At 66.3% G+C, this 21,649-nt stretch carries 21 protein-coding genes; 10 read left to right on the top strand and 11 right to left on the bottom strand.

Going from position 1 to position 21,649, the window contains the following annotated elements; translation table 11 throughout:
* The first annotated feature begins 116 nt into the window (after positions 1 to 116).
* Positions 117 to 548, top strand: a complete 432-nt coding sequence (gene fur / locus KHY18_RS07450; RefSeq protein WP_213297089.1) for a ferric iron uptake transcriptional regulator — start codon at positions 117 to 119, stop codon at positions 546 to 548.
* Positions 549 to 606: 58 nt separating this feature from the next.
* Here the strand turns inward: fur and hprK are convergent, their stop codons facing one another.
* From hprK to hpf, 3 genes are all read right to left on the bottom strand, one after another.
* Positions 607 to 1,560: an HPr(Ser) kinase/phosphatase gene (gene hprK / locus KHY18_RS07455; RefSeq protein ID WP_213297092.1), complete on the bottom strand. Its 954-nt coding sequence runs from the start codon at positions 1,558 to 1,560 to the stop codon at positions 607 to 609.
* 20 nt (positions 1,561 to 1,580) lie between these two features.
* Positions 1,581 to 2,054, bottom strand: coding sequence for a PTS sugar transporter subunit IIA (locus KHY18_RS07460; RefSeq protein WP_213297095.1), 474 nt, complete (start codon positions 2,052 to 2,054; stop codon positions 1,581 to 1,583).
* Between the two features lie 137 nt (positions 2,055 to 2,191).
* Positions 2,192 to 2,539, bottom strand: a complete 348-nt coding sequence (gene hpf / locus KHY18_RS07465; RefSeq protein ID WP_213297111.1) for a ribosome hibernation-promoting factor, HPF/YfiA family — start codon at positions 2,537 to 2,539, stop codon at positions 2,192 to 2,194.
* Positions 2,540 to 2,891: 352 nt separating this feature from the next.
* Between hpf and KHY18_RS07470 the strand changes: the two genes are divergently transcribed.
* On the top strand, positions 2,892 to 3,812 hold the full coding sequence (locus KHY18_RS07470) for a phosphoribosylaminoimidazolesuccinocarboxamide synthase (RefSeq protein ID WP_213297127.1): 921 nt from the start codon (positions 2,892 to 2,894) through the stop codon (positions 3,810 to 3,812).
* A gap of 342 nt (positions 3,813 to 4,154) precedes the next feature.
* On the opposite strand, the gene KHY18_RS07475 is transcribed toward KHY18_RS07470, so the two are convergent.
* Positions 4,155 to 5,111, bottom strand: coding sequence for a tetratricopeptide repeat protein (locus KHY18_RS07475; RefSeq protein ID WP_213297130.1), 957 nt, complete (start codon positions 5,109 to 5,111; stop codon positions 4,155 to 4,157).
* Between the two features lie 92 nt (positions 5,112 to 5,203).
* On the opposite strand from KHY18_RS07475, the gene purE reads away from it, so the two are divergent.
* Genes purE through KHY18_RS07495 form a run of 4 tightly spaced genes read left to right on the top strand, consistent with a single transcriptional unit; the run spans position 5,204 to position 8,874 of the window.
* Positions 5,204 to 5,701 carry a 5-(carboxyamino)imidazole ribonucleotide mutase gene (purE, locus tag KHY18_RS07480; protein WP_213297133.1) on the top strand — a complete coding sequence of 166 codons (498 nt, stop codon included), beginning with the start codon at positions 5,204 to 5,206 and terminating at the stop codon, positions 5,699 to 5,701.
* Positions 5,698 to 6,867, top strand: coding sequence for a 5-(carboxyamino)imidazole ribonucleotide synthase (locus tag KHY18_RS07485; RefSeq protein WP_213297136.1), 1,170 nt, complete (start codon positions 5,698 to 5,700; stop codon positions 6,865 to 6,867). The genes purE and KHY18_RS07485 overlap by 4 nt, the downstream gene beginning before the upstream one ends.
* A 13-nt stretch (positions 6,868 to 6,880) precedes the next feature.
* The gene (locus KHY18_RS07490; RefSeq protein WP_213297163.1) at positions 6,881 to 7,873 is read left to right on the top strand and encodes an L-threonylcarbamoyladenylate synthase; all 993 of its coding nucleotides are present in this window, start codon (positions 6,881 to 6,883) and stop codon (positions 7,871 to 7,873) included.
* A gap of 44 nt (positions 7,874 to 7,917) precedes the next feature.
* On the top strand, positions 7,918 to 8,874 hold the full coding sequence (locus KHY18_RS07495) for an SGNH/GDSL hydrolase family protein (RefSeq protein ID WP_213297172.1): 957 nt from the start codon (positions 7,918 to 7,920) through the stop codon (positions 8,872 to 8,874).
* A 48-nt stretch (positions 8,875 to 8,922) separates the two neighbouring features.
* Here the strand turns inward: KHY18_RS07495 and KHY18_RS07500 are convergent, their stop codons facing one another.
* Both KHY18_RS07500 and dacB read right to left on the bottom strand, forming a co-directional pair.
* Positions 8,923 to 10,455 carry an alpha/beta hydrolase family protein gene (locus KHY18_RS07500; RefSeq protein ID WP_213297174.1) on the bottom strand — a complete coding sequence of 511 codons (1,533 nt, stop codon included), beginning with the start codon at positions 10,453 to 10,455 and terminating at the stop codon, positions 8,923 to 8,925.
* A 62-nt stretch (positions 10,456 to 10,517) separates the two neighbouring features.
* Positions 10,518 to 11,903 carry a D-alanyl-D-alanine carboxypeptidase/D-alanyl-D-alanine endopeptidase gene (gene dacB / locus KHY18_RS07505; RefSeq protein WP_249728976.1) on the bottom strand — a complete coding sequence of 462 codons (1,386 nt, stop codon included), beginning with the start codon at positions 11,901 to 11,903 and terminating at the stop codon, positions 10,518 to 10,520.
* A gap of 219 nt (positions 11,904 to 12,122) precedes the next feature.
* Between dacB and tsaB the strand changes: the two genes are divergently transcribed.
* From tsaB to corA, 4 genes are all read left to right on the top strand, one after another.
* Positions 12,123 to 12,809 (top strand): tRNA (adenosine(37)-N6)-threonylcarbamoyltransferase complex dimerization subunit type 1 TsaB, encoded by a 687-nt coding sequence (gene tsaB, locus KHY18_RS07510; RefSeq protein WP_213297193.1) that lies wholly within the window; start codon positions 12,123 to 12,125, stop codon positions 12,807 to 12,809.
* Entirely contained in the window at positions 12,806 to 13,291 is a 486-nt protein-coding gene (rimI, locus tag KHY18_RS07515; RefSeq protein ID WP_213297195.1) for a ribosomal protein S18-alanine N-acetyltransferase, read from the top strand. Before tsaB ends, rimI begins: the two co-directional genes overlap by 4 nt.
* Positions 13,282 to 14,076, top strand: coding sequence for a uracil-DNA glycosylase family protein (locus KHY18_RS07520; RefSeq protein ID WP_213297203.1), 795 nt, complete (start codon positions 13,282 to 13,284; stop codon positions 14,074 to 14,076). The genes rimI and KHY18_RS07520 overlap by 10 nt, the downstream gene beginning before the upstream one ends.
* Positions 14,077 to 14,307: 231 nt before the next feature.
* A complete protein-coding gene (gene corA / locus KHY18_RS07525) occupies positions 14,308 to 15,294 on the top strand; it encodes a magnesium/cobalt transporter CorA (protein ID WP_213297205.1) in 987 nt (328 codons plus the stop codon).
* 53 nt (positions 15,295 to 15,347) lie between these two features.
* Here corA and KHY18_RS07530 read toward each other — a convergent pair whose 3' ends face one another.
* From KHY18_RS07530 to pyk, 5 genes are all read right to left on the bottom strand, one after another.
* The gene (locus KHY18_RS07530; RefSeq protein WP_213297217.1) at positions 15,348 to 16,073 is read right to left on the bottom strand and encodes a 5'-methylthioadenosine/adenosylhomocysteine nucleosidase; all 726 of its coding nucleotides are present in this window, start codon (positions 16,071 to 16,073) and stop codon (positions 15,348 to 15,350) included.
* A 76-nt stretch (positions 16,074 to 16,149) separates the two neighbouring features.
* The gene (locus KHY18_RS07535) at positions 16,150 to 17,823 is read right to left on the bottom strand and encodes a long-chain-fatty-acid--CoA ligase (protein WP_213297219.1); all 1,674 of its coding nucleotides are present in this window, start codon (positions 17,821 to 17,823) and stop codon (positions 16,150 to 16,152) included.
* 104 nt (positions 17,824 to 17,927) lie between these two features.
* Entirely contained in the window at positions 17,928 to 18,578 is a 651-nt protein-coding gene (locus KHY18_RS07540; protein WP_213297221.1) for a hypothetical protein, read from the bottom strand.
* Positions 18,579 to 18,883: 305 nt separating this feature from the next.
* On the bottom strand, positions 18,884 to 19,948 hold the full coding sequence (fba, locus tag KHY18_RS07545) for a class II fructose-bisphosphate aldolase (protein ID WP_213297223.1): 1,065 nt from the start codon (positions 19,946 to 19,948) through the stop codon (positions 18,884 to 18,886).
* 193 nt (positions 19,949 to 20,141) lie between these two features.
* Complete coding sequence (pyk, locus tag KHY18_RS07550) at positions 20,142 to 21,584, bottom strand: pyruvate kinase (protein WP_213297225.1); 1,443 nt, start codon at positions 21,582 to 21,584, stop codon at positions 20,142 to 20,144.
* Positions 21,585 to 21,649 lie beyond the last annotated feature (65 nt).

Consider the following 21,649-nt stretch of genomic DNA (forward strand, 5'->3'; position numbering starts at 1 on the left):
AGCGGCTGGTCCTTCCAGTACTCGACATTCTCCACACCCTCGGTGCGAGGGCCATTTCTGTTGCCTGTGTTGCGCCGGTACCGGATATGCTCGCAGGCACTCCCAAAGACCCTGTCATGACGAATATCGACGAACTCAAAAGCACGGGCCTCAAGGCCACCCTGCCCCGCCTCAAGATTCTGGAAATCTTCCAGAAAGGCGCGCAACGCCATATGACCGCCGAAGATGTGTTCCGCGTGCTGCTCGACGAGCGCTCGGACATCGGCCTGGCCACGGTCTACCGTGTGCTGACGCAGTTTGAACAGGCGGGCATTCTGATCCGCAGCAACTTCGAAAGCGCCAAGGCGGTCTACGAACTCAACGAAGGCCAGCACCACGACCACTTCATCTGCACCGTGTGCGGCAAGGTCGAAGAGTTCTACGACGCCGAAATCGAAAAACGCCAGGTGCAGATTGCCAAGGCCAAGGGCTGGGTCATTCACGACCACGCCATGTCGCTGTACGGCCAGTGCACAACCTGCGCCAAGACGCCAGCCGGTCACCGCTGAGCGCGTCTCCCGTAAAAAAAGCGCCTTCGGGCGCTTTTTTTGTATCCATGTGCAAAGTTCAGCCTTTGCCTTGTTCCATCGCGCGCCGATGGCGGTCGATGAATTCCTGGTAGGTGTCTATGCCCCGCAATTGCAGGATGGTGTTGCGCACCGCGGCTTCGACCAGCACGGCGATGTTGCGCCCGGCGACCACCTGTATCACGGCCTTGAGCACGGGCACGCCCAGCACGTCCTGGGTCAGCGGCTCATAGGGCATGCGCTCATATTCGCGCTCCAGCGTTTCCTTGCGCACCAGATGCACGATCAGCTTGAGACGCATCTTGCGGCGCACCGCGGTTTCGCCAAAGATCGCGCGGATGTCGAGCAGGCCTATGCCGCGCACTTCCAGCAGGTTCTGCAGCAGCTCGGGGCACTTGCCTTCGATCGTCGCCTGGTTGATGCGATACAGGTCGACGGCGTCGTCGGCCACCAGGCCATTGCCGCGCGAAATCAGTTCCAGCCCAAGTTCGCTCTTGCCCAGGCCCGACTCGCCGGTGATCAGCACGCCCATGCCCAGGATGTCCATGAACACGCCGTGCATGGTGGTGCGGTCGGCGAAATGCTTGGACAGGTAGGCGCGCAGCACGTCGATCACGAATGCCGAGTTCTCGTCGGTCGAGAACATGGGAATCTGCGCCTGCTCGCACATCGACAGCAGCTCGGGCGGCGCGACCTGACCGTCGCCCAGCACCAGCACCGGCGGCTGCAGCGTCACGATGCGCGCGACCCGGCGCTGGCAATCGATGGACGTGGATTTGCACAGGTAGGCGATTTCGCGCTCGCCCAGCACCTGCAGACGGTAAGGATGGATGTAATTGAGGTAACCGACCAGGTCGGCACCCGAACGCGCGGAGCGCACTGCCATTTCATCGAAACGCCGCTCGGAGGCACCGAGGCCGGCGACCCACTCCCAGCGCAGGGAGGTGCGAAATGCCTGAAACAGCAGGTCGGCGCTGATCGCGTTCGGTCGCATGGGCAGGACCGGTCAGGCGGTCAGGACAGCGGCGCTGCCGTCGACTGCCAGCGCGCCAGCATTTCGTGCAGCAGCTCGGCGTCGTCGCAGGCCTTGATTTGTTCGCGCAGACCGGTATCGCTGAGCAGCTCAGCGATTTCGGACAGGATTTCGAGATGCTTTTGCGTGGCCGCTTCGGGCACCAGCAAAAAGATCAGCAGGCCCACGGGCTGCTCATCGGGGGCATCGAAACCAATCGGATTGGCAAGCTGAAAGACCGCCGCCATCGGCGCCTTCAATCCCTTGATGCGGCCATGGGGAATGGCTACACCATGGCCCAGACCGGTGGAGCCCAGGCGCTCGCGCGCAAACAGGCTGTCCGTGATCAACGCACGGGACAGGCCATGCAGACTTTCGAACAACAGCCCGGCTTCTTCAAAAGCGCGTTTCTTGCTGGTGGCGTCAACGCTCACGAGGACTTGAGCGGCAGGCAGGATGGAGGCTAGACGGTTCATGGTGTTAGGGAGGAATTATGCACGCTCCGCTCCGACGGTGCCGGGAATACCCGAGGCATGTGAAAAAGCCGCCTTGCGGCGGCTTTTGCTGTCAGATGGCACCCATATTTCGCCAACGTGGCGACAGGGACGGCATATCAGGCCTGGGCCAGCACCATGGCATCACGCTTGGGGGTATCGAATCGCCCCGATTGCAAGCGTGTCTTGTGCTCCACGACCTTGCGGTCCAGCTTGTCGACCAGCGCATCGACGGCGGCATAGAGATCGAAGTGCGCGCTCTGGGCAAACAGGTCGTTTCCCTTGACGCGCACCGTGCATTCAGCGCGCTGGCGTTTGTCCTTTTCCTTTTGGTTCTCCACGGTCAGCAAAACCTTGACATCCACTACCTGATCGAAGTGCCTGAGAATCCGCTCGAGCTTGTTCATTACATAGCTACGCAGCGCCGGGGTCACCTCCAAATGGTGACCACTGATAATCAAATTCATACAAAAGCCTCCTTGCCCAAGGTAAAGAAAGCCCCTGCCAGCAACACTGCCACTGGCCGGGCTTGCAAGCTTGAATGCGCATTCGTTGCTTGGTTTCACTATGCGCTCAGCCCCATCCAAAAGCAAACCGATACCGGTATTCCGCAGTAGGTTTTGGGCCGGCTCTGCCCAAACCCCGGAAAACCACGCACAATCGTTGGAGTTGATGCACTACGCCCGGCCGGCCTGCTTTCACCGAGCCGCGCGAACCGCCTGCGGGGTGCAAAGGGAACAAGGCCGGCCCCGGGCCTTAAAATCCTGTCAGGTAAGGGCCCGCACCCTGCCCAGGCCTTGATCGCAACCATTCGTACCCATGAACCAGTCCAGCCTTTCCGCTCTGCATACCTCTGCCCTGACTTCGCTGCCCCTGCTGGCGCGCGGCAAGGTCCGCGACAACTACGCCGTGGGCGATGACCGCATCCTGATGGTCGCCAGCGACCGCCTGTCGGCCTTCGACGTGATCATGGGCGAGCCCATTCCCGGCAAGGGCGTGCTGCTGACGCAAATGGCCTTGTTCTGGTTCGACAAGCTCGGCCACATCTGCCCCAACCACCTGACCGGCGAAGCGCCCGAAAGCGTGGTCACGCCCGCCGAGCTGCCCCAGGTCACCGGCCGCTCGATGCTGGTCAAGCGCCTCAAGCCCATCCTGGTCGAAGCCGTGGTCCGTGGCTACCTGGCCGGCAGCGGCTGGCAGGAATACCAGGCGAGCCAGTCGGTCTGCGGCGTGCCCCTGCCCGCCGGCCTGACCAATGCCGCCAAGCTGCCCGAGCCCATCTACACGCCAGCGGCCAAGGCCGAAATGGGCGACCATGACGAGAACATCACGTTCGAGCGCACGGTCGAGATGGTCGGCGAAGCGCTGGCCACGCGCATCCGCGATCTGAGCATCCAGATCTACAAGGAAGCCGCCGCAATCGCACTGACCAAGGGCATGATCATTGCCGACACCAAGTTCGAATTCGGCCTGACCGACGACGGCGAACTGGTGCTGATGGACGAAGTGCTGACGCCCGACAGCTCGCGCTACTGGCCCGTCGAAGGCTACGCAGACGCACTGGCAGCAGGCACCAACCCCCCGAGCTACGACAAGCAGTTCGTGCGCGACTGGCTCGAACAGGCCAAGGTCAACGGCAAGGCCTGGGACAAGACCGCGCCCGCACCACGCCTGCCCCAGGAAGTGATCACCAAGACCGCGGCGAAATACCGCGAAGCACTGGATCGCTTGACGGCTTGAAATGAAGCACCCCCTGAGCGGCTGACGCCGCTTCCCCCTCTCAACCTTCGGTGGAGGGGGACGGCACCCTCGCTGCGGGGCGGCCCTTGCTCGGTGCCCCCATGCTGGGGCATGCCAGTTTCGGCGCCTGCGCACATCGCGGACTCCGCTAGATACCCCAAACCGGCATGTATGGCCGGTTTTTTTCAGCCTTGCGCCAGCGGCAATCGCCCCTCGCGCCCAGCTGCCTTGTGCGAAGCGAGCAAGCGTGGGGGCTAGCCGCCGCCGCCGGGCCGCCCCAAGGCGGCGGACGCCCCCCTTGGGGGGGCAGCGCAGCTACGCGAAGCGAGCAAGCGTGGGGGGTCAGTTCAATGCCATGCTCAGCTTGCGGCGATAGCTGTTGAGCATGGCCGTGGCCTCATCTTCCTGTTGAGCCGACTTGCCCATCAGCTCGATGCCGCCGGCGGTCTTGCCCGGAACGCTGGCGTCGGCCTTGGGCTTGGCCGGGGTCAGCAGTTCGAGCACGCCCACATAGAGCTTGCGCGCCGCGTCCTGGTTCCAGGTCTTGTCGCGCATGATGATTTCGAGCAACTCATCCATGGCTTCGGTCCACTGGCCTTCAGCGACCAGCACGCGGGCCTTGTCGAAACGGGCGTCGAAATCGCGGCGGTTGGCGGCGATCAGCGCGTCGAAATCTTCGAGCGGCCAGTTGCCGCGGTCGTTGGTGTCGACGAACTGCAGCGCATCGAGCCAGCGCGACAGCGCATCGAAGCGCAGCGCCAGCGGAATGCGCTTGAGCGGCTCGCGCAGCAGGGCTTCGGCTTCCTCGAAACCGCCGGTGGCGATCAGCAGGCGCAGGTAATCGAAGCGGGCGTCGTCGTTGCCCGGGTCGGCGGCGAGCGCGTCGGCGAGCTTTTGCAGCGCCGCGCCGGTGTCGCCGGACTCGAGCAATTGCTGGGCTTCATCGACATCGGATTCGGCCGCGAGCGTGGCTTCGGAAGGCAGATGCTTGTCGAGGAAAGCGCGCAGCTGGCCTTCCGACTGCGCACCCATGAAACCGTCGACAGGACGGCCGCCCATCATCAGCACGCAGGTCGGCACCGAGCGGATACCGAACATTCCCGCGAGCTGCTGCTCCTGGTCGGAATCGATCTTGACCAGCTTGAAACGGCCGGCGTAGTCGACCTCGAGCTGGTCCAGCAACGGGCCCAGGGTCTTGCAGGGACCGCACCAGGGGGCCCAGAAGTCCACCAGCACGGGCACGTCCATCGAGGCGGCAACCACCTCGGCTTCAAAATTTTCTATAGTGACATCGATCATGGCGCGAAGCCCTTTGACGGGCCGGTGGATAAGGGAAAAGTAAAATCACGGGTTCCACTTTGGACGGCGGCTGCACAGTCGCCCCGCTTGACATGAAACCCATTCAAATCGGCGTAGTCATGGGCTCCAGCAGCGACTGGGACACCATGCAACACGCAGTGCAGATTCTCCAGCAATTTGGCATCGCCCATGAAGCGCAGGTCGTCTCGGCGCACCGCATGCCAGATGATATGTTCGCCTATGCCGAAGCGGCTGCAGGCCGCGGCCTCAAAGCCATCATTGCCGGTGCGGGTGGCGCAGCCCACCTGCCGGGCATGATCGCGGCAAAGACCACGGTGCCCGTGCTGGGTGTTCCGGTCGCGAGCCGCCATCTGCAAGGTGTCGACTCGCTGCACTCCATCGTGCAGATGCCCAAGGGCATTCCCGTGGCGACCTTTGCCATCGGCCAGGCCGGCGCAGCCAATGCGGCGCTGTTCGCGGTCGCCCTGCTGGCCAATGAAGACCCGGCCCTGCGCGCCCTGCTCGAAGCGTTCCGCGCCGAGCAGACGGCCGCGGCGCGCGCCATGACCCTGCCGCCGGTGGCGGCATGAGCGCGGTGAATGCGACCATCCTGCCCGGCGCGACGCTGGGCGTGCTCGGCGGCGGCCAGCTCGGACGCATGTTCGTGCACGCGGCGCAGTCCATGGGCTATTTCACGGCCGTGCTCGACGCCGACCCCACCAGCCCTGCCGGGCTGGTCAGCCACCACCATGTGCGTTCGGGTTACGAAGACCCGCAGGGCCTGGCCGAACTGGCCCGGCTCAGCGCGGCCGTGACCACCGAATTCGAGAACGTTCCCGCGGCTGCGCTGCAGACGCTGGCGCTGACCCGGCCGGTGTCGCCCGCGGGTGAAGCCGTGGCGATCGCCCAGGACCGCGCGGCCGAGAAAGCGCATTTCGTGCGCTGCGGCGTGCCTTGCGCACCCTACGCGGAAATCACCACGCCCGAACAACTCGCGGCCGTGGGCGCCAACCTGCTGCCCGGCATCCTCAAGACCACGCGCATGGGCTACGACGGCAAGGGCCAGGCGCGCGTGCGCACCGCCGCCGAACTCGCCGCTGCCTGGGACGACATGGGCCGTGTGGATTGCGTGCTCGAGAAAATGCTGCCGCTGGCGCATGAATGCTCGGTGATCGTGGCGCGCGGACGCGACGGCACGATCGTCAATCTGCCGGTGCAGCGCAACCTGCACCGCGACGGCATCCTGGCCGTGACCGAAGTCCATGAAGGCAACGTGCCCCCGGCGCAGGCCCAGCAGGCCGTGGCCGCGGCCCAGTCGGTGGCCCAGGGCCTCGACTATGTGGGCGTGCTGTGCGTCGAGTTCTTCGTGCTCGAAGACGGCAGCCTGGTGGTCAACGAGATCGCTCCACGCCCGCACAACAGCGGCCATTACAGCCAGAACGCGCTGGACGTCTCGCAGTTCGAGCTGCAGGTGCGCTGCATGACCGGCCTGCCGCTGGTGCAGCCGCGCCAGCACAGCGCCGCCGTGATGCTCAACCTGCTGGGCGACCTGTGGTTCAAGGACGGCACCACGGCCAGCACGCCGGCCTGGGACCAGGTGCTGGCCCTGCCAGGCACCCACCTGCACCTCTACGGCAAGGCCGACGCCAAGCGCGCGCGCAAGATGGGTCACCTGAACATCACCGCGGCCACGCCCGAGCGCGCCCATGCCGTGGCCTTGCAGGCCGCGGCCATCCTGGGCATTGCGCCTTTCTGACCCAGGTCCAGCGATGATCCTTTCAGCGAACCTGCCCACGGCCATCGACGAAGCAGCGCGCGCGCTGCAGCGCGGTGCGCTGCTGGGCCTGCCGACCGAGACCGTCTACGGCCTGGCCGCCGACGCCGACAACGAAGCGGCCGTGGCCGCGATCTTTGCGGCCAAGGGCCGGCCCAGCAACCACCCGCTGATCGTGCATGTGGCCGACGCCGCGGCCATCACGCGCTTCGCCAAGGAAGTGCCGCTGTTCGCCCAGCAGCTGATCGACGCCTTCTGGCCCGGCCCGCTGACGCTGATCCTGCCGCGCCGCGCGGGCATGGTCGCCGCAGCCACGGGCGGCCAGGACAGCGTGGGCCTGCGCTGCCCTTCACATCCGGTTGCACATTCGGTGCTGCAAGCCTGCACTCAATTGCAACCACCTGTGTGGGGTGTTGCCGCGCCCAGCGCCAACCGCTTCGGCCGCGTGAGCCCGACCACGGCCGCCCATGTGCAAAGCGAGTTCGGCGACGACCTGCTGGTGCTCGATGGCGGCGAATGCGCGGTCGGCATCGAATCGACCATCGTCGACTGCACGCGCGGCGTGCCGGTGCTGTTGCGGCCCGGCGCGGTCTCGCGTGCCGACATCGAACGTGCCTGCGGCCTGCGGCCGCTGTCGAAGGAAGAACTGCCCGCACACACGCCGCGCGCCTCGGGCACGCTGCTCGCGCATTACGCGCCCGATGCCAAGGTGCGGCTGATGGATGCCAAGCAATTGCAGGCCGGGCTCGACCTGCTCGGCGCCGACGCCGCCCATCTGGGGGTGTATGCTCGGAGCCCTTTGCAGGTGCGTTCCCAGGTAGAACTGCGCCGCATGCCCGACGATGCCTCAGCCGCAGCACAGGAGCTGTTCTCCATGCTGCGCGAATTCGACACCGCTGGCGTGCGCCTGCTCTGGATCGAAACACCGCCTGCCACGCCCGCGTGGGAAGGCGTGCGTGACCGCCTGCAGCGCGCAGCCGCGGCCTGAACCCGCCCGTTAAACTCTTGTCCATATCCCTTCTGGAGAATCTCATGGCAGCAAATTGGATGCGTCGGACCGCTTTGGTCACCGCCTGTGCAACGGCGGTACTGCTTGCAGCCTGCGGCTCAAGCACCACGGAATCGGCGATCACGCCCAGCCGCTTCATCGCCTTTGGCGACGCCACCGCCGATGCCGGCCAGAGCGGTGCCAGCTATACCGTCAACAACGGATCGGTGAACAACTGGACCCGTTATGTGGCTGCGCAATACGGCCAGGAAATCAAGGCCTCTAGCCAGGGCGGACTGAACTACGCTTTCGGCAATGCGCGCATCGCGGCCACGCCCGACGCCGCTGGCAACACGGCAACGCCTACGCTGGCGGCGCAGATCGACACGTTCCTGGCTTCGGGGGGTGCGCTGCAGAAGAACGACGTGATTTTGATGAGCGCCGGCGTCAGCGACATGATCGTCGGCCTGTCGGCCGTGATTGCCGGCACGCAGACTGCCGCCCAGTACGAAACCTCGGCGCGCGCGCTCGGCACGCAGTACGCCGACCAGATCCGTCGCCTGACCAACGCCGGCGCCAAGCAGGTGGTGTTCTCCGGCACCTATGACCTGGGCAAGTCGCTGTGGGCCATCGAGCGCGGCCAGGTGACCGCCGCCGCCGCCGCGAGCAAGGCCTTCAACGAAGGCCTGCTGATCGGCCTCAACGACCTGGGCAACTCCGTGCTGTACGTTGATCTGGCTTACTACATCAACCTGTACACCTTCTCGCCCGGCTCCTACGGCTTCACGAACGCCACCACGCCAGTCTGCACTTCGGTAGATCCTGGCCCAGGCATCGGCATCGGCACCGACCAGGTCAACTCCGTGCGCTGCACGGCTTCGACGCTGATCGCTGGCGCCAACCCCGATGTCTACCTGTTTGCCGACAAGGTGTACTTCACTCCCGCGGCCTACCGCCAGTTCGGTACCTACGCTTACGACAAGCTGCGCGTGCGCTGGTAATCCACGCGCGTCTCGCCTTGCGACCAACCGACCTGCGGGTCGGTTTTTTTATTGCCCCGACGCCAGCACGCGCTCGAAGAAACCGCGCGCCGCGAGGTGGCAGAACGGCGGCACCAGCACGCCGTGGTACAGCGCCAGCGCGGCCCCCGCACCGCCCTGGGCCGTGGCCGCGGCCTTGGACAAGGCGAACCCCGTCTTGATGCCGGCGAACGGGTCGTCCGCGCCGCTCACGGGTGCATCGACATCGAGCACGCTCAACAGGCCGGGCGCCATGGCCGCGGGCGAGGGCGCCGACCACAGCGTCTGCAGCACGCCGGTATTGAGGCCGAAGAACACCGTCGGATCGCCCTGGCCGCCGCACAGCAGCGTGGGCCGCGTGGGCACCCAGTCGCGCAGGTCATTCGCCTTGAGCGCCTGGCGCATAGGGTGGCCGGGCGCGGCCGCGGGCAGGCCCGTGGTCCATGCGGGCACCACGCCATCCGGGCTGGCGCCTGCATCCCGCAAATAGGCCAGGCGCTGGGCATTGGTCACCAGGTGATCAACCCCAAAGCCGAGCGCAAACAGCGGCGCCTGGGCGGCGGGCGTGGTCGGCGGCGTGATGGCCTCCAGGCCCGGCGCGGGTGCGCTGCTGCTGAACAGCGCGCTGACCGGCAACCGGCCCTGGGCCCAGAGCGTGGCCAATGGCAGGTCGGCCGGCAGCAGCGTCGCCATGAACGGCGCGTAGCGCGGTGCATAGACTTCATCTGGCTGGCGGTACAGATTGCCGTAGGCCTGCTGGTAGGCGGTCACCAGCAACGGCGTGAACAGCGTGCTGCCCAGGGGCACGCGCCCCAGGAAAATGGCTTCGCCATAGCTGGCCAGCGCATACGGTCCGGACATCGGCGCCGAGGCCGTCACGCGCTCGCCCGCGGCCTGCAGCGCGCGCTGCGTCGCCAGCGCCACATGGCCGCCCTGGGAATTGCCCGAAAGCAGCAGCTGACCGCTGTCGCGCGCCGCCAGCAAAGGCAATGCCTGGCGCGCGGCAGCAAGCGCATCGATCATGTCCTTCGACTGCTGGTCGGCCACAAGATAGGGATGGTAGGTCAGCCGCGACCGGTCATAGCCCGCATAGTTCGGCGCGACGACGATGTAGCCATGGGCGGCAAAAGTCGCCGCAAGCTGCAGCCCGGAAGCCGCTCCGGGACGCGTCAGGTCGGTGATCTCGGCCTGGTTGTAGGCCCGCTGGGGATCGGTGCCATGGCCGTAGAGCAGCATGGGCCGCGCCCCCGAACACGCGGCGCCAGCCCCCTGGGGCAACATCAGCGCCGCGGTCGCGTTGGTGGCCTCGCCCTTGGCGCCCACGGTGGCGTATTCGACCGAATGCACCCGCACGCCGCACACCGGCGCACCGGCCAGCGCCAGCAGCTCACGCCCCGTGGGCGTGCCTGACAGTTGCGCGCCCAGGTCGGGTGCCGAGGCCGCAAAAGTCCGCGTCGGCGGATTCTGCAGCAGCGCGCCACGCCCCGGGCCCGGGTCGTCCGCGCCACCGCAGGCCGCAAGTACCGAGACCCATGCCGCCATCCAGATTGCTGTCGATTGCATCCTCATGCTGCGCCTCCTGATCGTGGTGTGACGGGCCGCCGACGCGGCGGCCTGGTCTCACCTTATCGGGGCGCGAGGTCGGCGACCACCCATTCCACCAATGCGTCCAAGGCCGGCCGGGCGGCTGCGGCGCGGCTGTCGTTGACCATGGCAACCAGCACATAGCGCCGGCCGCTGGCCGCATGCACATAGCCGGCGATCGCCGATGCGTCGCGCAGACTGCCGGTCTTGAGATGGGCCTGACCGCTGGCGCGCGCCTGGTTGCGACGCAGCGTGCCGTCCACGCCCAGCACCGGCAGCGAAGCCAGGAATTCGGGCATCACCGGCGAGCCCCAGGCGACCTGCAGCATGCGCGCCAGGCCCTGGGCCGTGACGCGCTCCTCGCGGCTCAGGCCGGCGCCGTTTTCCATGACGGGCAAGGCCTGGGCGCCCACTCGGCGCTGCCACCACTGGCGCAGCGCGGCCTGCGCGCTGTCCCAGCTGGCCACGCCGTCGCGCTGGCGACCCATGGTCAGGAAAACCTGCTGGGCCATGACGTTGTTGCTATATTTATTGATGTCCCTGACCACCTGGGACAGCGCTTCCGACTCGATCACCATCGCGGCTTCGAGCCCTTGCGGCACGCGGCCGTCGCGCACCACGCCGCCGAGCTGGCCGCCGAGTTCGCGCCACATGCCTTCGATCGCGCGCGCCGCGAACTGGGCGCTGTCGACCGGCGCCACGGCCCAGTTGCGCGCACCGCATGCGGCCGGGTAGCTGCCCGCGAAATCCATGCGCCCGGGAGCCTCCAGACTGGCCTGCAGGCGCAGATGCCAATCGCCGCACGGCGTGCCTTCGGGCGCGAGCGGCACGCTGGGCTGCAGCGCCATTCCGGCCAGCGGCGGGTCGTACTGAATGCGCGCCAGGCCCCCTTTCACGTCCGGAAGAAAGCCCATCACCAGCGACTTGTAGTTGACCAGCAGCGCATCGGGCGCGACGTTGTACGGCCGCAACGGCTCGCCGTCGAACAGCCCCGGATCATGCGCGGCCAGCGCAAACGCCGAGCGGTCGAGAATGATGTCGCCGTCGATCGCGCGCACGCCCATGGCCTGCAGCCGGCGCAGCGCCAGCCACAGCCGTTCCATCACCAACCGCGGATCGCCCTGGCCCTGGATATAGAGCGGGCCGCGCAGCACACCAGCCTGCACGGGACCACCAAAATAGAACGGCGTGCGCCAGGTGTAGGCCGGGCCCAGCTGGTCGAGCGCGGCAAACGTGGTCACGAGCTTCATCACCGACGCCGGGTTCATGGGCCGCTCGGGCTGCCAGGCCAGGCGCGGCACGGCACCTCGGCCGGCCTCGGCCTCGACCACCAGCACCGACAGGGAGTCGGGCGGCAACTGGGCGCGCGCCAGCGCGGCGCTGACCGCGGGCGGCAGCGCGGGCTGAGCATGGGCAGTGGCCCACATCACCATGGACAGAGAAACGAGGACGGCGCGCGCGCGATGAGGGGCGCGCAGGCGCGCCAGAACGGACTGCAAAGACATACCAGCCAGTTTAGGGCCTGGCGCGCGCCGCCCTGGCTCCGGGCTTTAGCGCCGCGGCGCGCAAGGAGCGGCGCCGACACCGATAATCAGGGGCTTGCGCCTGGCGACTTCCGCTTTGCCGTTCTTTCCGGCACTCCCCCCATGAATCTGCTTGCCTTCGATACCAGCACCGACACCCTTTGCATTGCCGTCCAGCGCGACCACGCCCTGTGGCAGCACCGCGGGCCCGGCGGTGCCCAGTCATCGGCCCAGCTGCTGCCGGCCATTCGCCGGCTGATGGGCGAGGCCGGAATCGAGTTCAAGGCGCTCGACGCCATCGTCTTCGGCCGCGGCCCGGGCTCGTTCACGGGCCTGCGCACCGCCTGCGCGATTGCCCAGGGCCTGGCCTTTGGCGCCGACGTGCCGGTACTGCCGGTCGACACGCTGCTGGCCGTGGCCGAGACGGCGCGCGCCGAGCATGGCTGCACCGACGTCGTCGCCGTGCTCGATGCGCGCATGAACGAGGTCTACCACGCGCCCTACAGCTACCGCGACGGCATCTGGCACGCCGCGGGCGATGTCGGCGTGTGCGCACCCGAAGCCTTGCAGGTTCCCGCGGGCTGGAGCGTGGTCGGCAATGCCCAGGCCGCCTATGGCGAGCGCCTCGCGCCCCAAGCCCTGCATCTGGTCGCGCTGCCGACTTCGGCGGCGCTGCTGCGCCTCGCGCCCGCGCTGCTCGCAGCCCAGGGCAGTCAGCCGGCCGCGGCCGCGCTCCCCTTGTATATACGGGATAAAGTGGCGCAAACTACTGCTGAACGTGCCGCTGCACGCCTTGCCGCCACACCATGAGCCCAGCCAGCCAGCCAGCCCCTCAGGAAGCCATACGCTTTGCGCCTTTGACCGCAGCCTGGCTCGACGCCCTGTTGCCGATTGAAAATCAAGCCTATAGCCATCCCTGGACGCGCGGCAACTTCATCGACGCGCTGGCCGCGGGCTACGAAGCCCAGATGCTGCTCGACGCCCATGACCAGCTGCTGGGCTATTTCGTCGCCATGACGGTGCTCGACGAAGTCCATCTGCTCAACCTCACGGTCGCGCCCGCCCATCAGGGCCAGGGCTGGGCCAGGATCATGCTCGACGGGCTCGCGCTGTGGTCGCGCCAACGCCAGGCCATCTGGCTGTGGCTCGAAGTGCGCGCGAGCAACGCGCGCGCGCGCGGCATCTACGAAAAGCATGGCTTCCAGCAGATCGCCGAGCGCAAGAACTATTACCCGGCGGCCGACGGTCAGCGCGAGCACGCCATCATCATGAGTCGCAAGCTATGGCCCTGAACCTCGACCTGCGCCAACGCGCCATGCTGCAGGAGATGGGCATTACCGTCTGGCAGCCCGCGCCTGCGGACGCCGCACCGGCACACGCGGCCGTGGCCGTGGAAGAACGTCCCGCGCCCCCGGCCCCGCGCCCCGCACCGGCCAGCCCCCGCCCCGCGCCCGCGATGGCAGCCCAAGCCCCGGCCCGCCCTCTGCCTGCGCCCATCCCCCAGCACGCGCCCGCGAGCGAAAGCGCCGCGGCCACCGGCTGGCGGCTGCACCCGGCGCGTCCGGTCTATGGCCCGGGCACCCATGACACCGCCGACGGCGGCTGGCTGATCCTGCTCGAACACCCGACCGCGGTCAGTCTGACCGCGACCACGCCCGAACCCCAGGCCACCGGCACGGTGCTTGAAGGCGATGCCGCAAGGCTGCTCGACAACATGCTGCGCGCGCTGCGCCTGCACCGGCATCCGCGCGTGTGGAGCGCGGCGCTGGAACGCGACACCGCCCAGGCCTCGGCCGCCGCGGGCGACTGCCCGGCCCTCGATATCGGCCTGCAGACGATGGTGCAGCAGCTGCAGCCCGCGCGCATCCTGGTGCTGGGCCTGGCCGCGGCGCGCGCCGTGCTCGGCCGCAGCGATGCGCTGGGCCGGCTGCGCGCCGAACCCCATCAGGTCGGCGGCGTGCCGGCCGTGGTCACCTACGACCCGAGCTACCTGCTGCGCGCCGCGCATGCCAAGCCCGCGGCCTGGGCCGATCTGTGCCGCGCACAAACGCTGGGACAGACCGTTACAGCCCGATGAATGTGCGGCCCGCACCGTTGCGGCGCGGGCTTTTCTGCGCCGCGCCAAGCGAGCGCAATGCCATAATTCCCCACTTCAAGATAACTGGAGATCGCTCCGTGGAAACCTACCCTAGTTGGTAGCTTTCAACTCCCATCGATTTGCCGTGCGCGCCTGCTGCGCGCCGCTGCGGGGGTTGAAAGCATGACCTCTTTCACCGCCGCACGACGAAAAATGACATGGGAGTGAGCAATGCTCAACATCTTTACGTTGGCCAATGGCCGCCTGGTCCAGGAAGAAATCGACTCGCTCGAAGACCTGGCCAAGTTCCAGCCTATCTGGGTCGACCTTGAATCGCCTACGCTCGAAGAGAAGCGCTGGATCAAGCAACATTACGGTCTGTCGATTCCTGAAGACGCGATGGACGAAGACATCGAGGAATCCGCACGTTTCTACGAAGAAGACAACGGCGAACTGCATATTCGCAGTGACTTCTTGATCGATGACGACGAAGACCCGCGCTCGGTGCGCGTCGCCTTCATCCTGAACCAGCACAACGCCGAACTCAAGAGCCGCGGCGTGCTGTTCTCCATCCACGACGAGGACGTGCCGGTGTTCCGGCTGCTGCGCATGCGTGCGCGCCGCGCGCCCGGCCTGCTCGAGGATGCGAAGGAAGTGCTGCTCAAGCTGTTCGATGCCGACGCCGAATATTCGGCCGACACGCTCGAACGCATCTACGACGCACTCGAGAAAGTCAGCACCCAGGTGCTGTCCGGCGAAGTCGATGACACGCGCGCCAGCGAAGTGCTGTCGGCCATTGCGCGCCAGGAAGATTTGAACTCGCGCATCCGCCGCAACGTGATGGACACCCGCCGCGCCGTGAGCTTCATGATGCGCAGCAAGATGCTCAACGCCGAGCAGTTCGAGGAAGCGCGCCAGATCCTGCGCGACATCGAATCGCTGGACAGCCACACGGCCTTCCTGTTCGACAAGATCAACTTCCTGATGGACGCCACCGTCGGTTTCATCAACATCAACCAGAACAAGATCATCCGTATCTTCTCGGTGGCCAGCGTCGCGCTGCTGCCGCCCACGCTGGTCGCGAGCGCCTACGGCATGAACTTCAAGTTCATGCCCGAACTCGACTGGACGCTGGGCTACCCGTTCGCGCTGGCACTGATGGCGGCCAGCGCGGTGGGGCCCATGCTCTACTTCCGCAAGCGCGGCTGGTTGAAATAACCGCCCCGTGCAAGCCGGGCTCCGACAAGCCCAGGCCGAACGGTGGTTGTGGTTTAAAGCCGCTGCAGAAACCCCGTAAGGATTTGCTGCGCATAGCGGCTGGCGACATTGCGCACGAAGTCGGCGAAGTCGACCGATGCGCTGTCGTCGGCGCGGTCGGAGATGGTGCGCATGGCGGCGAACGGCACGCCATAGTCGTGGCAAGTCTGGGCCACGGCCGCGCCTTCCATTTCGACGGCCAGCACGGGGTGGCCCGCGGCTTCGAGGCCCGAACGCAGCGCCTGTGATGCCAGCGCCGTGCCGACGAACTGGTCGCCGCTGACCACCAGCCCCTGGTGGGCGCGCGCGGCGCTGCCCACGCAGTCCTGGCTGGCCGCGTGCAGCGCCGCGCTCATCACCGGGTCGCAGGCCAGGCGTGTACGCCCATAGCCAGGCAGCTCCCAGCGCGGGAACAGCGGCGAAGCGTCGAAGTCATGCTGCAGATATTCGCTGGCCACGACCACGTCGCCGACCTGCACGCCCTCACCCACGCCGCCCGCGACGCCCGTGAAGACAATGCGCGTGACGCCAAAGCGCTCGATCAGTGCCGCGGCCGTCGTGGCCGCGGCGACCTTGCCTATGCCCGAGAGCGCACAGACCAGATCATGGCCGGTATCCGCGCCTTGCCAGCGCCCCTGCCAGAACTGCCGGCCCGCGTGCCGCGTGCCGTGCACGCCCTGCAAAGTGTCAACCCAACCGGCCTGCTCTTCGGGCAAGGCGCTCAAAATGGCAATCGTCATGTGAATCCAGGCAACCGCCATGCGCGGCGAACCCTTGATTGTGCGGCGGATCGCGGCCGCCGCTCAGGGGCTGCGGCTATTTCCGCAATTCGCGGCGCAGGATCTTGCCGACGGGCGTCTTGGGCAATTCAGTGCGGAATTCGATCACGCGCGGCTGCTTGTAGCCCGTGAGGTTGGAACGGCAGAAGTCGCGCACCGTCTGCTCGGTCAGCGCCGGATCCTTCTTGACGATGACCAGCTTCACGGCTTCACCGGTCTTCTCGTCGGGAATGCCGACCACCGCGCACTCAAGCACGCCCGGGCATTTGGCGACCACGTCTTCGACTTCGTTGGGATAGACGTTGAAGCCGCTGACCAGCACCATGTCTTTCTTGCGGTCCACGACCTTGAAGAAGCCGTTTTCATCGAAGGTGCCGATATCGCCCGACTTGAAGAAACCGTCGGCGGTCATGGTCTTGGCGGTTTCATCGGGCAGCTGCCAGTAACCGGCCATCACCTGCGGGCCCTTGATGGCGATCTCGCCCGGCGTACCGGGCTGGGTGACATCGTTGCCGGCGTCGTCGATCAGCTTCATGTAAGTACTGGGAAGCGGAACGCCGATGGTGCCCGTGAACTGGCTCACGGTGACCGGGTTGCAGCTGACCGAAGGGCTGGTTTCCGACAGGCCGTAGCCTTCGCAGATGGGGCAGCCGGTCTTCTCGAGCCACAGCTGAGCGACCGCGCTCTGCACCGCCATGCCGCCGCCTACCGACACCTTGAGGTGCGACCAGTCGACAGTGTTGAAATCAGGGTGGTGGGCCAGGCCGTTGAACAGCGTGCTCACGGCCGGGAAGCTGTGGAAACGGTGCTTGGACAGCTCCTGCAGCGTGGCCTTGAGGTCGCGCGGATTGGGAATCAGCAGCGTCTTGCCGCCGGTGCGCATCGACAGCATCATGTTCACCGTGAACGCGAAGATATGGTACAGCGGCAGCGCGCAGACGCTGGTCGGCTGCTCGCCCGTGGGCACCTTGCTCATGGCCGGCTGATTCCACGCTTCCGACTGCAGCACGTTGGCGATCACGTTGCGGTGCAGCAGCACCGCGCCCTTGCTCACGCCCGTGGTGCCGCCGGTGTACTGCAGCAGCGCGATGTCGTCGGGCAGCAGCTGCGGCGCCTGGAAACTCAGATGCGCGCCCTTGGCCAGCGCATCATTGAAGCGCACGGCGCCGGGCAGCTGGAACGCCGGCACCATCTTCTTGACCTTGCGCACCACGTAATTGACCAGCGCGCCCTTGACCAGGCCCAGCTGGTCGCCCATGGCGCACAGCACCACATGCTTGACGGCCGTCGCGGCAATGCAGGCCTGCAGCGTGGTCGCGAAATTCTCGATGATGATGATCGCCTTGGCGCCCGAGTCCTTGAGCTGGTGCTCGAGTTCGCGCGCGGTGTACAGCGGGTTCACGTTGACCACCACGTAGCCGGCGCGCAGCACGGCGGCGACGGCCACCGGATACTGCGGCACATTGGGCATCATCAGCGCAACGCGATCGCCCTTGACCAGGCCCAGACCCTGCAGATATGCGGCCAGGATGCGGCTTTGCACATCGGTCTGGGCATAGGTCAGTTCCTTTCCCATGAAGCTGTACGCCACCCGGTCGCGGTACTTGGTGAAGGCCTCTTCCATCAGGGCCACCAGCGACGTGTATTGGGTCGCGTCAATTTCCGCAGGCACCCCTTCGGGGTACGCGCTCAGCCAGGGACGATCACTCATAGTCTTTGTGCCTCCAGTATTTTTTGCCAACGCTGAAGGCATTGTCGGCCGAGGCCCGGCAGCTCGCAGCCTGTAATTACCCTAGGCCGACTGGATGGTCCGCCTCAGACCGATCCCGGAAACGGCGGCAGGCGCAACTCGCCGTCGAGCGATGACAGGCTGTCGCGCGCCGCGCTGGCCACGGCCAGTGCCCAGTCGCGCAACTGGCGGCCCTGGCTGCCTTTTTCGGGCTGCAGCAGGCGCTGGTCGGCGAGGATCTGCAGCTCGACCATGCCGCCGTCTTCGGTCGCAAAGCGGTAGCTCAGGTGGCTGTAGGGCAGTACCGGCAGTTGCTGCTTGCCGGCGAGCCAGGCCTCGGTTTCGGGCTTGCTGCGCTTGAGCCATTGCTGCGCCTGGGCATTGCGGCGCAGCCGCAGGCAGTCCATGCGATCGGGGCTGCCGGCTGCTTCGTCGAACAGCAGTACATCGAGCTCGCGCGGGCAGTTCAGGCCCCAGGACACGGGTTTCCAGAACAGGTTGGAAGCATTGGTGCGCACCAGCACCACGGCCAGCGGCTCCTGCTTGGCACCGCGCAGCACCAGCGCCCGGCTGCGCAGCGCGATCTTGCCGCCCGTGGTCGGCAGCGGCGCCCAGGCCTCGTCGGCCGCACCCAGATCGGTCCAGGCACCGGCGGGCAGCGCGAGTTGCGCGCGCCCGGCGGTGTATTGCGCTGAAGACCCGCTGGGCGCATGCGAAGCGCATCCCGCAAGCAGCACTGCTACCGCCGCACTCCAAAGCGCAGAGCGCACCATAGGCCGTCCCATTCTCTTCATTGCAAGTCCTCCCTGCGCATTGGCACGCGCTTGTCAACCGGCCTGTGTAATTTGTCAGCAAACGCCATGCTGCACGCTGGCCGGGAAAAACGCAAACGGATTGCAATCAAAAAGGGCAAAAAAGCACCCTGCCAAAGCCCGCCGAAGGGCCTTGGCGCTCCAAATAGGTATTTTCCACCGGCGAAACGGCGAAAAAAAAGCCCCCGGGCCAGGGGCCTGGGAGCTTTGCGGTGGCCTGGGCCAGCGCTTCAGTTCACGACTTGCTTGAGCGTGCCGTCGGCATACATGCCGGCGACGACCTGCAGGTTGTGGCCCTTGATCTTGCCGGCCTGGCCTTCGCAGCCGAACTCGACGTAGCGCTGCTTGCAGATTTGCTTGGCGGCTTCGCGCGCGGGCTTGAGCCATTCGCGCGCATCGAACTTCTCGGGGTTCTCGAACAGGAACTTGCGCACCGCGGCCGTCATCGCCAGGCGGATATCGGTGTCGATGTTGATCTTGCGCACGCCGTACTTGATGGCTTCCTGAATTTCTTCCACGGGCACGCCATAGGTTTCCTTCATGTTGCCGCCGTACTGGCGAATGATGGCCAGCAGTTCCTGGGGCACCGACGACGAGCCGTGCATCACCAGGTGGGTGTTGGGCAGGCGGGCGTGGATGTCCTTGACGCGCTGGATCGACAGGATGTCGCCTGTGGGCTTGCGCGTGAACTTGTAGGCGCCGTGGCTGGTGCCGATGGCGATGGCCAGCGCGTCGAGCTGCGTCGCCTTGACGAACTGCGCGGCTTCTTCGGGGTCGGTCAGCATCTGGCTGTGGTCGAGCTTGCCGACTGCGCCGATGCCGTCTTCTTCGCCGGCTTCACCGGTTTCAAGCGAGCCCAGGCAGCCCAGTTCGCCTTCGACCGTGACGCCCACGCGGTGGGCCATTTCGACGACCTTGCGCGTCACTTCGGCGTTGTACTCGAACGAAGCCGGCGTCTTGCCGTCTTCCAGCAGCGAGCCGTCCATCATCACCGACGAGAAGCCCAGGTCGATCGCGCCCTGGCAGATCGCGGGCGACTGGCCGTGATCCTGGTGCATGACCAGGGGAATGTGCGGGTACTGCTCGATGGCCGCCTGGATCAGGTGCTTGATGAAAGCTTCACCAGCGTACTTGCGCGCGCCGGCGCTGGCTTGCAGGATCACGGGTGCGCCGACTTCATCGGCCGCAGCCATCACCGCCTGGACTTGCTCCAGGTTGTTGACGTTGAAAGCAGGAATGCCATAGCCGTTTTGTGCAGCATGGTCGAGCAGTTCGCGCATCGAGACGAGGGACATGTCGTGGATCCAATTCAGGGTGGGTAAACAGCCAGCGCCTGCCGCACGCGGACCTGCCGCGCCACGGCAGGAGCCCGGGCCAAGCGGCCGTAACCGCTGTGTAACCCGGGATTTTATCCCGACTGAAAAACCCGCACCAGTGGCATCGATGTCGACCTCCACTGGCTCACGGCCAGGCGATGCCGACCCGAGGTCAGCTGGCCCGGCAGATTTGCAGCATGTTGGTGCCGCCGGGCTGGCCCATGGGCAGGCCGCAGGTGATCGCGTAGACGTCGCCTTGCTGCACGATGCCGCGCGCCTTGAGGTGGGCTTCGGCCTGCTCCAGCGCCGTGTCACGGTCGGCCGAGGTGTCCATCAGCAGAGGGCGCACATTGCGGTACAGCGCCATGCGCCGCTGGGTCTGAACCTTGGGCGTGAGCGCGTAGATCGGGATATGGATGCGCCGGCGGCTCATCCACAGCGCGGTCGAGCCGCTGTCGGTCATCGCCACGATGGCCTTGGCGCCCAGATGGTGGGCGGTGAACAGCGCGCCCATCGCAATGCTCTGGTCGATGCGGCCAAAGGTGCGGCCGGTGAAATCGGCATCGCGCTCGACGTCTTCGGCAGCCTCGGCGGCGGTGCAGATGCGCGCCATTTCTTCCACGGTTTCCAGCGGGTACTTGCCGGCCGCGGTTTCCGCGCTGAGCATCACCGCGTCGGTGCCGTCGAGCACGGCGTTGGCCACGTCGCTGACTTCGGCGCGCGTGGGCACGGGGTTGGTGATCATGCTTTCCATCATCTGCGTCGCGGTGATGACGACCTTGTCCATCTCGCGCGCCATGCGGATCATCTTCTTTTGCAGCGCGGGCACGGCCGCATTGCCGACTTCCACGGCCAGATCGCCACGCGCGACCATGATGCCGTCCGAGACGCGCAGGATGTCTTCCAGGTGCGGAATCGCCTCGGCACGCTCGATCTTGGCGATCAGGCCGGGCTTGTGGCGCCATGGCGAGCCCGCCACGTTGCACAGCTGGCGCGCCATCTCCATGTCGGTCGCGTTCTTCGGAAAGCTCACGGCCACGTAGTCGGCCTGAAAGCCCATCGCAGTCTTGATGTCTTCCATGTCCTTGGCCGTGAGCGCCGGCGCCGTCAGGCCGCCGCCCTGCTTGTTGATGCCCTTGTTGTTGGACAGCTCGCCGCCGAGCTTGACGGTGGTGTGCACCTCTTCGCCCAGCACCGCATTGACGGTGAGCACGATCAGGCCGTCATTGAGCAGCAGCAGGTCGCCGGGCTTCACGTCGCGCGGCAGTTCCTTGTAGTCCAGGCCCACGCCCTGCAGATCGCCGGGTTCGGTGCGCGAGGCGTCGAGCACAAAGGACGCGCCGGGCTCGAGCATCACGCGGCCTTCGGCGAACTTGCCGACGCGGATCTTGGGGCCTTGCAGGTCGGCCATGATGGCCACTTCGCGACCCGCGCGCTGGGCGGCGGCGCGCACCATGGTGGCGCGGTCGATATGGTCCTGGGCAGTGCCGTGGCTGAAATTCAGCCGCACCACATTGACGCCGGCACGCACCATGCGCTCTAGCAGCTGGGGATCGCTCGAGGCGGGGCCCAGGGTGGCAACAATCTTCGTGGCGCGGGTCAACGGCTTGGTCATAAGGCTTTCACGGGAGAGGGATCGGAATTCCATTCTCACACGGAAGCGGTTACATACCGGGTACG

Source organism: Acidovorax sp. CCYZU-2555, from assembly GCF_018413525.1.
In the GTDB taxonomy this organism is placed as follows: Bacteria; Pseudomonadota; Gammaproteobacteria; order Burkholderiales; family Burkholderiaceae_C; genus Comamonas.